Below are 13,843 nucleotides of genomic sequence, written 5' to 3' on the forward strand. Positions count from 1 at the left end.
CAGAGGATGCATGTATCCAGATGGATCTGCTTGGACATAATTTCTATGTATTCAGGAATGCAGAGTCAGATGAGGTCAATGTCGTATACAAGAGAAAGGGCGGCACATACGGAATCATCGAGCCTGAATATTAAGATCAGATATTGGCAAAAGCACGGTTAATATAAGTGCCGATGATAATTGAATATAGTATTTTAAAGGAGACTTTCGGTTATAGAAGGTCTCCTTTTTGCTTGATATAAATGTCATATGATGTTAGAATGTACCCTGAATAACGATAGCTAGGAGGTCAAAAACAACATGGGTTTGTTTGAGAAAATATTTGGAACGCACAGCGAGAAGGAATTGAAAAAGATCAATCCTATAGTTGATGCGATAGAGGCACTCGACGAGAAGATGCAGGCACTTTCAGATGAAGAGCTGAGGGGCAAGACACAAGAGTTTAAGGACAGACTTGCTGCCGGCGAGACGTTAGACGATATATTGGTAGAAGCATTTGCGGTTGTGAGAGAGGCTGCATACCGTGTACTTGGAATGAAGCATTACAGGGTACAGCTCATAGGAGGAATAGTTCTCCATCAGGGAAGAATCGCAGAGATGAGAACGGGAGAAGGAAAGACACTTGTATCAACACTTCCTGCTTATCTGAATGCCCTTGAAGGAAAGGGTGTCCATGTTGTAACTGTCAACGACTACCTGGCAAAGCGAGATGCTGAATGGATGGGGCAGGTGCATGAATTCCTCGGACTTAAGGTAGGAATCATACTCAACAGTTCCACAACAGACGAGAGACGTGAGGCGTATAACTGCGATATTACATATGTTACCAACAACGAGCTCGGTTTCGATTACCTGAGAGATAACATGGTAATCTACAAGGAGAAGCTTGTTCTGAGAGATCTTCACTACTGTGTAATCGATGAGGTGGATTCAGTTCTTATCGATGAGGCACGTACTCCTCTTATCATATCCGGTCAGAGCGGCAAGTCTACAGAGCTCTACAAGATGTGTGATTACCTTGCGAGACAGATGAAGCGAGGTGAGGGTGATGGAGAGATATCCAAGATGGATATGCTCATGAAGACAGAGATAGAGGAGGATGGAGATTTCCTTGTAAATGAGAAGGACAAGTACGTCATGCTCACTGCAAATGGTGTGAAGATGGTAGAGCAATTCTTCCATATTGACAACCTCTCAGACCCTGAGAACATGGAGATCCAGCACAATATCATCCTGGCACTCCGCGCACATAACCTCATGTTCAGAGACAGAGATTATGTGGTGAAGGATGATGAGGTACTCATCGTTGATGAGTTTACCGGACGTATCATGCCCGGACGTAGATTCTCAGATGGTCTGCATCAGGCTATAGAGGCAAAGGAGAATGTAAAGGTCAAGAGAGAGAGCAAGACTCTTGCAACGATCACATTCCAGAACTTCTTCAACATGTTTGACAAGAAGGCAGGTATGACAGGTACAGCCCAGACAGAGGAAGAGGAGTTCAGAGAGATCTATGGAATGGACGTTGTTGTCATTCCTACGAACAGACCTATACAGAGAATAGATCAGCCGGATTCTATATTTAAGACTAAGAAAGAAAAGCTCAATGCGATCGTTGAGCAGATTAATATAAGTTACAGAAAGGGACAGCCGGTGCTTGTCGGTACGATCAATATCGACGCATCAGAGGAACTCAGTCATATGCTGTCCAAGAGAAAGATACCTCACAAGGTGCTCAATGCCAAGTTCCACGAGCTTGAGGCTGAGATAGTTGCAGACGCTGGACAGAAGAATGCGGTAACCATCGCGACTAACATGGCAGGACGTGGTACTGATATCAAGCTCGGCGAGGGTGTTGCAGAGCTCGGAGGACTCAGGATCATCGGTACAGAGAGACACGAGAGCAGACGTATCGATAATCAGCTCCGTGGACGTTCAGGACGACAGGGAGATCCGGGAGAGTCAAAGTTCTATCTGTCACTGGAAGATGATCTGATGAGACTTTTCGGATCAGAGAGAGTTATGTCAGTGTACGATACCCTTAAGATACCTGAGGGCGAGGAGATAGAGCATAAGACTATTTCCAACTTCGTAGAGAAGGCACAGAAGAAGATCGAGGGTAACAACTTTGCCATAAGAAAGAATCTTCTTGAGTATGACCGTGTTAACAACGAGCAGAGAGAGATCATTTACAAGGAGCGTAGACGAGTTCTTGACGGCGAGAACATGCACGAGGTTATCCTCAAGATGATAAAGGATGATATAAATGCAGCAGTAGATCAGGTATGCTCATCAGAGACAGCACCTGAGGATTGGAATCAGGTAGAGCTGGATGACATGATAAGGGGCATAGTTCCATTTGCTGAGCCGGTTACACTTACCGAAGAGGAGATCAAAAAGGCAGATATCAGCGAGCTGAAGGACAGACTGTACAATGAAGCTCTTGAGCTCTATGCTGCCAAGGAGGAAGAGATCGGTGATCCTGATCAGATGAGAGAGATCGAGCGAGTTATACTCCTCAAGACTATAGATAGAAAGTGGACAGATCATATCGACGACATGGATAATCTGAGACAGGGAATCGGACTTAGATCACTTGGCCAGAGAGATCCTGTTGTAGAATACAAATTCGCAGGATATGACATGTTCAATGACATGACAGCAGCGATCCGTGAGGATACTGTAAAGCTTCTTCTCAGAATAAAGGTTGAGCAGAAGATTGAGCGTGAAGAGGTGAATAAGGTTACAGGAACCAATAAGGATGACACAGTGTCAAGGGGACCTGTAAAGAAAGCCAAGAAGATAGGCAGAAATGATCTCTGTCCATGCGGAAGCGGTCTGAAGTATAAGAACTGCTGCGGTAAGAACGCATAAATACGTGATACAGGAGAAACCAAGTGATAGAATTGGATGAGTTCAGGGCGACGATGGCCTCCTATAGGGATCCCTTGGGGGAGGTCAAGTCATCCCTTGACATTGAAAACAAGACAGACAGAATAGCAAAGCTTAATTATGAGATGGAACAGCCGGATTTCTGGGATGATATCGACAGATCCCGTGAGGTATCGAAGGAACTGAAGGGACTTCAGGATCTGGTTGACAACTATAAGAAGCTTGAGAATGACTATGTGGATATAGATACACTGATCCTGATGGCGGAGGAGGAGAATGATCCGAGTCTTGTGCCTGAGATAGGGGAGCAGATAGATATATTTACGAAGGAATTTGAGGAGTATAGGATAAATCTTCTCTTCACTGACGAGTTTGATGACTGTAATGCGGTACTCACACTCCATTCAGGAGAGGGCGGAACGGAGTCCTGCGACTGGGCGAGTATGTTGTACAGAATGTATACCAGATGGGCAGAAAAGCACGGCATGAGTGTTGAGGTGCTCGATTTCCTTGAGGGCGATGAGGCTGGTATAAAGTCTGTGACCATTCAGATAAATGGGCAGCATGCGTACGGATATCTCAAGTCAGAGAAGGGAGTGCACAGACTGGTAAGAATATCACCATTCAATTCGGCCGGCAAGAGAATGACTTCGTTTGCATCCTGTGATGTCATACCGGATATAGAGCAGGATTTGGAGATAGAGATCAGGGATGAAGATATAAGGATAGATACCTACAGATCGAGCGGTGCAGGTGGCCAGCATATCAATAAGACATCATCGGCCATCAGAATCACACATTATCCTACCGGTATAGTTGTTCAGTGCCAGAATGAGAGATCACAGCTCATGAACAAGAATAAGGCTATGCAAATGCTGAAGTCCAAACTTTATCTTTTGAAGAAACAGGAGAATCTGGAGAAAATTTCGGACATCCGCGGAGAGTTAACTGACAATGGTTTTGGAAGTCAGATAAGATCGTATGTGCTCCAACCGTATACCATGGTCAAGGATAAACGTACAGCATACGAGAATTCCAATGTATCGGCGGTTCTCGATGGAGATCTTGATGGATTTATGACAGCCTATCTCAAATGGGTGAATAAGGTTGAGGTGTAGCAGCACATGAGAGTCATTTGATGATAAGAAATTAGTCTTTGACAATGACGCTTTATACTGATAAAGTAATGACGTACTAAACTTGCATTATTATGCAGAAAAAGGAGATAAGAAGGAGATAAAAACATGGTGAATATAGCAGTATTAGGTTATGGTACAGTGGGTTCAGGAGTTGTGGAAGTGATTAACACCAACCATGATATTGTTAACAAGAGAGCTGGACAGGAGATAAACGTTAAGAGAGTGCTTGATCTCAGGAAGTTTCCTGGGGATCCTGTCGAGAACATTCTCACCCATGATTTTGAAGATATACTTAACGATGATGATATAAGCGTCGTTGTGGAGGTTATGGGAGGTGTTGAGCCTGCATATACATTTGTCAAGAAGTGCCTGCTTGCCGGAAAGAGTGTGGCAACCTCCAACAAGGAGCTTGTGGCCGTTCATGGACCTGAGCTTATAAAGATTGCCAGAGAGAGCAATATCAATTTCTTCTTTGAAGCATCAGCAGGCGGTGGAATTCCTGTTATAAGACCACTTAACACATCCATAACTGCGGATGATGTTACGGAGATCACAGGAATACTCAATGGTACAACGAATTACATCCTAACCAAGATGGATAAAGAGGGGGCTGACTATGCGACAGTGCTGAAGCAGGCACAGGAGCTCGGATATGCGGAGCGCAATCCTGAGGCTGATGTAGAGGGTGGCGATGCGTGTAGAAAGATAGCTATACTTACATCTCTCGTATATGGCAAGAACCTGGATTACAACAGGATACATATGGAGGGAATAACCAGGATAACAACAGATGATTTCAAGTATGCGGATAAGATGGGTTACTCTGTAAAACTTGTCGGAACAACCAGAAAAACAGACGGCAAGCTATATTCATATGTTGCCCCGGTCATGCTTCCACATGACAATCCGCTGGCAAAGATAGATGATGTATACAATGGCATACTTGTACATGGTAATGCACTTGACGACGTAATGTTCTACGGCAAGGGCGCCGGAAAGCTTCCAACAGCGTCTGCGGTTGTATCAGACGTTATTGATGCAGTGAAGAATGCGGGAAGACATGTTCCTATCATATGGGAGGACGAAGAACTTGAGATGGGTACATTTGCGGACTCAGAGAGCAGATTCTTTGTCAGAACAGATGAGAAGAATGAGGCTGCCATCAAGGCGGTATTTGGTGATGTTGAGTATGTCGATTCTGATCTCGATGAAAAGGCATTTGTTACAGCAGTGATCACAGAGGGTGAATTTGAGGCATGTTGCAATAAGATTGGTGTCAAGAGTGCTCTTAGAGTGCTGGATTAGTACAATATTATTCAATGACCTTGCAATCCTAGTCGAATTGCGGTATTTTACAAAAGGCTTATTTCTTTTTACCGGACCGCTCCGGTGAAGAGTTAAATATACAAATTTTCAAATGAGCGATCAGGAGGACAATATGTTAATAGTAAAGAAGTTTGGTGGTACTTCTGTTGGAAATACCGAAAGAATCTTTAACGTGGCCAAAAGATGTATTGAGGACTGGCAGAGGGGGAACGACGTAGTCGTAGTTCTGTCTGCGATGGGTAAATACACAGATGAGCTGATAGATATGGCTAAGCAGGTAAATGAGAATCCACCTAAGAGAGAGATGGATATGCTTTTTACATTAGGTGAACAGATGTCCGTATCGCTTATGGCTATGGCTATGAATTCTCTTAAAGTTCCTGCAATCTCTCTGAACGCATTCCAGGTGGCAATGCATACAACTTCAGTGTATGGCAATGCGCGTCTGAAGAGAATCGATGTTGAGAGAATAAGACATGAGCTGGAGCAGAGAAAGATAGTTATTGTCACAGGATTCCAGGGAATTAACAAGTATGACGATTACACAACTCTTGGTCGTGGTGGTTCAGATACAACAGCTGTTGCACTTGCAGCGGCACTTAACGCTGATGCGTGTGAGATATACACAGATGTGGATGGAGTATATACAGCAGATCCACGTAAGGTAAAGACCGCACGTAAGCTGGATACGATAACATACGATGAGATGCTTGAGCTTGCTACACTTGGAGCAGGCGTTCTGCACAACCGTTCAGTTGAGCTTGCAAAGAAGTTCGGTGTTCAGCTGGTTGTTCGTTCAAGTCTCAATTTTTCAGAGGGTACAATAGTTAAGGAGGATACTGGAATGGAGAAGATGTTAGTTAGTGGAGTTGCAGCGGATGCAGATTCAGCGAGAGTGGCAGTTGTAGGATTAGAGGACACACCGGGTGTTGCATTCAAGCTTTTCAACCTGCTTGCAAAGAATGACATCAATATAGATATGATACTGCAGTCAGTAGGAAGACATGGAACAAAGGATATTACATTCACATGTAGTGATGAGAATGCAGACAAAGCAGAGGAGATCATCAAGAACAACATAGGCAAGTTTGAGAGCATAGATGTCAACAAGAATGTTGCAAAGGTTTCTATCGTTGGTGCAGGAATGCAGTCAAATGCAGGTGTTGCAGCCAAGATGTTCGAGGCTCTTTATGATGAGAACATCAACATCAGAATGATCTCAACATCAGAGATCAGAGTTACAGTTCTCATCGACGAGCAGTATACAGAGCGCGCAATGAACGCGATCCATGACAAGTTCGCACTCGGCGATCGTTAATTCTAACAGAATCATATGAAGTTCTGTTCTGCAGGACCTTACAATATACGCCGGGGGAAACTCCGGCGTAAATTATCATAAGGGGGAACCGCCGTTAAGGCGGGGGATTCCTTATGATGAAGCAGACGCCGCGCGAAGCGCTTTTCATGCGGCTGCACCCGTATAAGGCGGGAACATAAAAGAATTTGAAAGGAGTCAGGGTATGAAGAGAACAGATTACATATCGTGGGATCAGTATTTTATGGGCATTGCGATGATGTCGGCAGAGAGAAGCAAAGACCCGTCAACGCAGGTTGGTGCGTGTATAGTGGACAAGAACAACAGAATTCTGTCCATGGGATATAATGGTATGCCGGCAGGATGCGACGATGACACAATGCCGTGGGGAAAGTCCGGAGCCCCGCTTGACAACAAATATTTCTATGTATGCCACGCGGAGCTGAACTCTATTCTTAATTACAGAGGTGGCAATCTCAAGGATGCGATCATATATTCTACTCTGTTCCCGTGCAATGAATGTGCCAAAGCTATTATTCAGTGCGGTATAAAGGAAGTAGTGTATATGTCAGACAAGTATGCGATGACAGAGAGCACCATAGCCTCCAAGAAAATGTTTGACATGGCTGGTGTTGCATACAGACCATTTGAAGCAAAAGGCAGGAAGATCACGCTCAATCTTTAGAGGTAACAGAATAGTTCCGGAATACCGGAGAGAACACATATGTATGACAGACAGGAGAGAATATGGTCATAGAGAGTAATAGCAAGGAAGAAACCTACAATGCAGGAGTGCAGCTTGGACAGAATGCAGCTCCTGGCCAGGTGTACTGTATATATGGAGATCTGGGAGTTGGCAAGACGATAATATCCCAGGGGGTGGCAGCTGGACTTGGAATCACTGAAGTGGTGAACAGCCCTACTTTCACTATTGTGAAGGAGTATGACGAGGGCAGATTGCCTCTGTATCATTTTGACGTGTACAGGATCGGCGATGTGGACGAGATGGATGAGATAGGCTACAATGAGATGGTGTATGGAGATGGAGTATGTCTTATAGAGTGGGCTAACCTCATCGAGGAGATATTACCTGGCACATACACCAGAATCAACATAGAGAAGGACCTTTCAAAGGGCCTTGATTACAGGCGTATTACGATAGAAGAGAGGCATGATCAGATATGAAGATCTTAGCATTTGACAGCTCGGGACTTGTGGCGAGCGTTGCCATAGTCGAGAACAATAATTTGATAGCTGAATATACAACCAACTACAAGAAGACACATTCCCAGACACTGCTTCCTATGCTGGAAGAGATCGTGAAGATGACAGAGACGGACAAAGAGAGCTTTGATGCGCTGGCTGTTGCTGCAGGACCGGGATCATTTACAGGACTCAGGATAGGCTCAGCGACGGTCAAGGGACTTGCACTTGCATGGAATATACCGGTTATTGCGGTGCCGACACTTGAGGGGCTTGCATACAATGTGTGGGGAACTGACAGACTTATCTGCCCTATCATGGACGCGAGAAGAAAACAGGTGTATACGGGACTTTACAGTTTTAACAGTGATGACAGGCTTGAGACGATAATGGATCAGACTCCTATGGATATTGCTGACCTTATAGACCAACTCAATGAGAGAGGGGAAAAGGTTATATTTGTGGGAGATGGAATAGATGTGTATGCTGATATTTTAAAAGAGAAGATGACGGCAGACTACGCATTTGCTCCGGCACACATGAATAAGCAGAGAGCTGGCTCGGTGGCAGCCGCAGCCCAGGTGAGATATGCAGCCGGACAGTATGAGGAGGGGGATACATTTGCCCCTGAATATCTCAGACAGTCACAGGCAGAGCGGGAGAGAGCTGAAAAGGCAAAACTGGAGAATGATGGACATGAATAGCTGTTTTTCCCATGTACGCCCGAGACTGGCAGATATGAAAGACCTGGCCGGGATAGCTGCACTTGAGATGGCGGTGTTTTCGCATCCGTGGAATGAGGAGATGGTGTCCTCATCTATACAGGGGACATACGATCATGTCAAGATCCTTGAGACTTCTGAAGGAGAAATCGCCGGCTATATCATATATTCGGCGGTGTGTGACAGTGCAGATCTGCTCAGGGTAGCAGTGGATGCCAGATCAAGACGTCGTGGCATCGGCTTTAAGCTGATGGAAGCCATGATCGATGACTGCAAGGACAGGAATGTGCAGAGCATATTTCTGGAAGTCAGGGAATCCAACGCTGCTGCGATAGCTATGTATGAGCAGTTTGGATTTATAAAAATTTCTACAAGAAAAAAATACTACGACTCACCGGTGGAGGATGGTCTGGTTATGCAAAAACAGTTGTAGTAATAGATATATGCAGAATATACAGTGCGTGGAGACCACATTTGCACGGCTGGAAAACATTGTCGGTATATTCTGTGAAGGATCTGGCTTATAATCAGACTCATAACAGGGCTGCGTGCAGTCGGACAGGAGATAAATATGAGTGAGATCAGATGTAATAGGTGTGGAAGGATAATTGTATTTGGAGATATGCATAACAAGGAGGATTACGTCCTTATTCAGAAGGAGTGGGGATATTTCTCACGCAAGGATGGCAGAAAATACACACTCAGGATGTGTGAGGACTGTTACGACAGACTTGTAAATGAATGTGTCATACCTCCAAGGATAGATGATGTGACAGAGTATGCATAGAGTATGCATATAGACTCTGCCTTAGAAATGGAGATAGAAGATGATAGACGTATGTCTTTTGGGGACCGGAGGGATGATGCCGCTGCCATACAGGGCACTTACATCTCTCGTGGTCAGATATAACGGACACGAGATGCTGATAGACTGCGGAGAGGGAACCCAAACCTCAATGCGTCAGCAGGGCATGATAGGCTTTAAGCAGATAGATGTGATCTGCTTCACACATTTTCATGCAGATCATATAAGCGGATTGCCGGGGCTGCTGCTCACGATAGGCAATGCCGAGAGAACGGAGCCACTTCTTATGGTTGGCCCAAAGAGACTTGAGAAGGTAGTCAATTCTCTCAGGGTTATAGCGCCTGAGCTTCCGTTTGAGATCAGGTTCCAGGAGCTCTCGGAGGCTGAGGAGAGCTTTATGTGGGAGGATCTCAGGGTGGATGCATTTAGGGTGAATCACAATGTGACATGTTATGGATATTCCCTTTCGCTTCCAAGAACAGGAAAATTCAGCGTGGACAGAGCTAGAGAGAATGAGATTCCAATGAAATACTGGAATGGCTTGCAGAAGGGCAACACATACGAGGAGGATGGACACATATATACTCCTGATATGGTGCTTGGTCCTGACCGCAAGGGCCTGAAGCTCACATACTGCACAGATACCAGACCGACCCCCCTTATAGAGAAGTATGCAGCCGGATCAGATTTGTTCATATGCGAGGGCATGTACGGCGAAAAGGAGAAAGAGATAAAAGCTATAGAGCATAAGCATATGATGATGCAGGAGGCTGCGGCCATAGCGGCAAAGGCAGATGTGGGGGAGATGTGGCTTACACATTACAGTCCGTCGATGGCAAAACCGGCGGTGTTTATGGATGAGATAAGAGAGATATTCCCGAGAACTATTGCAGCAAAGGACAGGACGACAACAACGCTCAAGTTTTCGGAGGAGTAGAATAGATCGACAAAGGTGAGATGAATTATGGAGAAAGATGTAAAGATACTGGCTATAGAATCCTCATGTGATGAGACATCCGCAGCGGTTGTTGTGAATGGAAGAAACGTACTGTCAAATATAATATATTCACAGATAGATATCCATACACTTTATGGAGGCGTTGTGCCGGAGATAGCTTCGCGAAAGCACATAGAGAAGATTACACAGGTCATAAGACAGGCGCTCAAAGAGGCAGAGTGCACACTGGATGACATAGATGCGGTTGCAGTCACATATGGACCGGGGCTTGTTGGCGCTCTTCTCGTTGGTGTGGGAGCAGCCAAGGCCATAGCATTTGCAAAAGATATACCACTTGTTGGTGTGCATCATATAGAAGGTCATATAGCAGCGAATTATATAGAGAACAAGGAGCTTGAGCCTCCGTTCATGTGCCTTGTTGTGTCAGGAGGTCACACACATCTTGTAAAGGTAGTCGATTACGGCAAGTTTGAGATACTGGGAATAACAAGGGATGATGCGGCAGGAGAGGCATTTGACAAGGTAGCAAGGGCTATAGGACTGGGTTACCCGGGAGGACCGAAGATAGATCGCAAGGCGAAGGAGGGCAATCCTGACGCTATAGAATTTCCAAGGGCAAAGGTGGCAGAATCAGCCTATGACTTCAGTTTCAGTGGCCTGAAGTCCGCAGTGCTCAACTATATCAATCAGGCTCATATGAGAGACGAGCAGATCAATGATGCCGATGTGGCAGCATCATTCCAGAAAGCAGTAACGGAAGTGCTCACAGAGCATGCGGTTGCTGCGGCAAAGGAATACCATATGGATAAGATAGCCATAGCTGGCGGAGTTGCGTCCAATTCTGCTCTCAGAGCCAGCATGAAGGCGGCCTGTGAGAAGGCTGGGCTTACATTGTATCATCCATCGCCGATACTGTGCACGGACAATGCGGCCATGATAGGTGCAGCGGGATACTACGAATACATAAATGGAACAAGACATGGATGGGATCTGAATGCCATACCAAACCTCAAGCTGGGTGAGAGATAACCAGCCTGGTCAAGTGTGTGATGGTGTCAGACTACTACTAGGGAGAAGATGAACATGGGCGATGCGGATAATGCTGATTACAAGGAATCAAATATAGAAATCTTTGGTACAGTGGATGAAGTAAAGGTCACGGCAATAGTCCTTGCAGCCGGAAAGGGCAGCAGGATGCACAGCGATATACCTAAGCAGTTTATGACGCTGGGGGATTATCCCGTACTGTATTATTCGCTCAAGGCCTTTCAGGACAGTCCGGTTGATGACATAATCCTTGTCACAGGTGAGGATTATGTAGAATATTGCAGAAATGACATAGTAGACAGGTACAACATCACCAAAGTCAGGAAGATCGTGACCGGTGGGGCAGAGCGCTATGACTCCGTACATAATGGACTTATTGCGGCGGATGGTGCGAAGTATGTACTCATCCATGATGGTGCGAGACCATGCATAACCCAGAAAATCATCACAGATTCCATAGATGCAGTAAAGATATATTCTGCGTGTACAGTGGGTGTACCTGTGAAGGATACCATCAAGATAGTAGATGAGGATCAGATGGGAGTGGATACTCCTGATAGATCCAGGCTGTGGCAGGTTCAGACTCCACAGAGTTTTAACAGGGAACTTCTGCTTACCTGTTATGATGGACTGGCGCATGACAAATGTCAGGTTATAACGGATGACACAATGATAGTGGAGCGTTATAGCAGCGTCAGAACGAAGGTGATAATGGGGGCGTATGAGAACCTGAAAATCACCACTCCTGAGGATTTAAAAATTGCTTCAAATTTTTTGAAAAAAGATGTTGACACAAAGATGGTAAAGTGATAATATGTACAAGTCGCCGGTTGATGGCGACGAACAAAAACAACTTGGAGAGATATCGAAGCGGTCATAACGAGGCGGTCTTGAAAACCGTTTGTCCGAAAGGGCGCGAGGGTTCGAATCCCTCTCTCTCCGCTGACTTTCATATATAATGAAAGTTCAAGCGCTTGATACTGGAGAAGTACCCAAGCGGTTGAAGGGGCTCCCCTGGAAAGGGAGTAGGCCGTTAATAGCGGCGCGAGGGTTCAAATCCCTCCTTCTCCGTTAGACATACTTAGTATCAGAGCTATATAATACTATTATATAAAAGATAAGAATATGCACACCATAATCCCCTCTTATATAAATACCACTCTAATGGTTCCCATGAACATGGTCTATTTATCTTTGAGCCATCTGCTAGGATTTTAAGTTCTACATATGAACTTCTTCTTTCACTTTCAAATTTTCCATCTATTGAACTAGGATCATGACCAAAGGCTTTAGCATATTCAACCCATTCTTGACTAAGATCAAAATGAATAACACCTCTTAATAATCTAAATTTAAGTTCGTTCTTTACACCCCTTACTAATTGCCTGTAATCTTCAGTGCTTCTGATAAAATTTTCTGTTTTCTAAGCACTTCGCCTCTTGCTTCTATATTTTCATTACAATTAATTAAATAAAACGTGTAAAATGCATAATAAAACATTGAATCATAATATATATCAGGTAATTTTTCCGAATCATATTCATCGTTTGCATACTTGTTCCTATCCTTATATAATTTCTCTGTTTTTTCAAATAGGTTCTTCCATTTTGTATACCATTCTTCACCTTTTTCCAAATCTACACCATCTTTTATAGCATCATCATATTCTTCAAATTCAGTCTTGACATGCAATACAGCAAATTTAAAATCAAGGGCATCTGCAACATGGGAATAAAACTGTTCTCGTTCTTTTGACTGTTCAAATACATTCTTTAAAATTCCAACATCTGCCTCTATATCAGCATATTTTTTTGATAATTTATATACTGTTTTCGCATCTGTCACCTCTTCACTCCACTTATCCCTTGTTACATGTGGGTTTTCATACTCATCAACATGCTGATACATTTCAAAATTTTTTAACACCTTTTCTTTCATAGCATGATATTCAGCACCTGATTTTTTCTTTGAAAAAACATTGTCTCTCCTCCTACTATTATATAAAGTCATAGTCTTTCTTTACCTTTTCTATAGGTTTGACTATGCTATTTTAAGATACTGTGGGTTGGTGTTTTTTTCCTACCACTTGATGGTTCATACGAGGCTCCGACCACAGTCTCTTTGTTTATTTGTTAATCAGTTAGTTACCGCATGACGTTTTATCAAGAAGTAGGTTACACTTGATAAACTGGTATTAACGGCTCTCCACAAACATCACATAATATAAAAGTTCCCGGTCTCATGGAAACCGGGAACTTGGGTTATTCTCATAATTACAGTCATTTATGATGTTTTATCTTCCCATCATATTATTCGGCTGGTTCATTCCATATCCTGCTTGCGGCTGTCCTCCTGCATTATCGTTTCTTTCAAAAACCAACATATTAAATGTTCTCTCATTATATCTGGATCCTATTCCTATTGATGCCAAACATC

General features: G+C 44.1%; 14 protein-coding genes and 2 tRNA genes. 15 read left to right on the top strand and 1 reads right to left on the bottom strand.

Annotated features, from left to right (window positions below):
• The 15 genes from CCU_RS14715 to CCU_RS05440 form a co-directional block, all read left to right on the top strand.
• On the top strand, positions 1 to 134 hold a 134-nt coding region (locus CCU_RS14715), incomplete at its 5' end, for a sigma 54 modulation/S30EA ribosomal C-terminal domain-containing protein (RefSeq protein ID WP_243440922.1).
• Positions 135 to 300: 166 nt separating this feature from the next.
• The gene (gene secA / locus CCU_RS05375) at positions 301 to 2,874 is read left to right on the top strand and encodes a preprotein translocase subunit SecA (protein ID WP_015533855.1); all 2,574 of its coding nucleotides are present in this window, start codon (positions 301 to 303) and stop codon (positions 2,872 to 2,874) included.
• A 23-nt stretch (positions 2,875 to 2,897) separates the two neighbouring features.
• Positions 2,898 to 4,010, top strand: coding sequence for a peptide chain release factor 2 (gene prfB / locus CCU_RS05380; RefSeq protein ID WP_161171985.1), 1,113 nt, complete (start codon positions 2,898 to 2,900; stop codon positions 4,008 to 4,010).
• Positions 4,011 to 4,136: 126 nt separating this feature from the next.
• Positions 4,137 to 5,336: a homoserine dehydrogenase gene (locus CCU_RS05385; protein WP_015533856.1), complete on the top strand. Its 1,200-nt coding sequence runs from the start codon at positions 4,137 to 4,139 to the stop codon at positions 5,334 to 5,336.
• A gap of 133 nt (positions 5,337 to 5,469) precedes the next feature.
• Entirely contained in the window at positions 5,470 to 6,675 is a 1,206-nt protein-coding gene (locus CCU_RS05390) for an aspartate kinase (RefSeq protein ID WP_015533857.1), read from the top strand.
• Positions 6,676 to 6,877: 202 nt separating this feature from the next.
• On the top strand, positions 6,878 to 7,357 hold the full coding sequence (locus CCU_RS05395) for a deoxycytidylate deaminase (RefSeq protein WP_015533858.1): 480 nt from the start codon (positions 6,878 to 6,880) through the stop codon (positions 7,355 to 7,357).
• A 62-nt stretch (positions 7,358 to 7,419) separates the two neighbouring features.
• The gene (gene tsaE, locus CCU_RS05400; protein WP_015533859.1) at positions 7,420 to 7,857 is read left to right on the top strand and encodes a tRNA (adenosine(37)-N6)-threonylcarbamoyltransferase complex ATPase subunit type 1 TsaE; all 438 of its coding nucleotides are present in this window, start codon (positions 7,420 to 7,422) and stop codon (positions 7,855 to 7,857) included.
• Positions 7,854 to 8,579 carry a tRNA (adenosine(37)-N6)-threonylcarbamoyltransferase complex dimerization subunit type 1 TsaB gene (gene tsaB, locus CCU_RS05405; RefSeq protein ID WP_015533860.1) on the top strand — a complete coding sequence of 242 codons (726 nt, stop codon included), beginning with the start codon at positions 7,854 to 7,856 and terminating at the stop codon, positions 8,577 to 8,579. Before tsaE ends, tsaB begins: the two co-directional genes overlap by 4 nt.
• A complete protein-coding gene (gene rimI / locus CCU_RS05410) occupies positions 8,572 to 9,030 on the top strand; it encodes a ribosomal protein S18-alanine N-acetyltransferase (RefSeq protein WP_015533861.1) in 459 nt (152 codons plus the stop codon). The genes tsaB and rimI overlap by 8 nt, the downstream gene beginning before the upstream one ends.
• A 138-nt stretch (positions 9,031 to 9,168) precedes the next feature.
• Positions 9,169 to 9,384, top strand: a complete 216-nt coding sequence (locus CCU_RS05415) for a hypothetical protein (protein WP_015533862.1) — start codon at positions 9,169 to 9,171, stop codon at positions 9,382 to 9,384.
• A gap of 40 nt (positions 9,385 to 9,424) precedes the next feature.
• Positions 9,425 to 10,339, top strand: coding sequence for a ribonuclease Z (locus CCU_RS05420; RefSeq protein WP_015533863.1), 915 nt, complete (start codon positions 9,425 to 9,427; stop codon positions 10,337 to 10,339).
• A 27-nt stretch (positions 10,340 to 10,366) separates the two neighbouring features.
• Positions 10,367 to 11,389 carry a tRNA (adenosine(37)-N6)-threonylcarbamoyltransferase complex transferase subunit TsaD gene (gene tsaD / locus CCU_RS05425; RefSeq protein WP_015533864.1) on the top strand — a complete coding sequence of 341 codons (1,023 nt, stop codon included), beginning with the start codon at positions 10,367 to 10,369 and terminating at the stop codon, positions 11,387 to 11,389.
• Positions 11,390 to 11,443: 54 nt separating this feature from the next.
• Positions 11,444 to 12,217 carry a 2-C-methyl-D-erythritol 4-phosphate cytidylyltransferase gene (gene ispD, locus CCU_RS05430; RefSeq protein ID WP_015533865.1) on the top strand — a complete coding sequence of 258 codons (774 nt, stop codon included), beginning with the start codon at positions 11,444 to 11,446 and terminating at the stop codon, positions 12,215 to 12,217.
• A gap of 46 nt (positions 12,218 to 12,263) precedes the next feature.
• Positions 12,264 to 12,349 (top strand) — tRNA-Ser (locus tag CCU_RS05435).
• 40 nt (positions 12,350 to 12,389) lie between these two features.
• A tRNA-Ser gene (locus CCU_RS05440) sits at positions 12,390 to 12,478 on the top strand.
• A 306-nt stretch (positions 12,479 to 12,784) separates the two neighbouring features.
• On the opposite strand, the gene CCU_RS05445 is transcribed toward CCU_RS05440, so the two are convergent.
• Positions 12,785 to 13,417: a hypothetical protein gene (locus tag CCU_RS05445; protein WP_015533866.1), complete on the bottom strand. Its 633-nt coding sequence runs from the start codon at positions 13,415 to 13,417 to the stop codon at positions 12,785 to 12,787.
• Positions 13,418 to 13,843: the final 426 nt, after the last annotated feature.

It is taken from the genome of Coprococcus sp. ART55/1, from assembly GCF_000210595.1.
Lineage (GTDB): Bacteria > Bacillota > Clostridia > Lachnospirales > Lachnospiraceae > Coprococcus > Coprococcus aceti.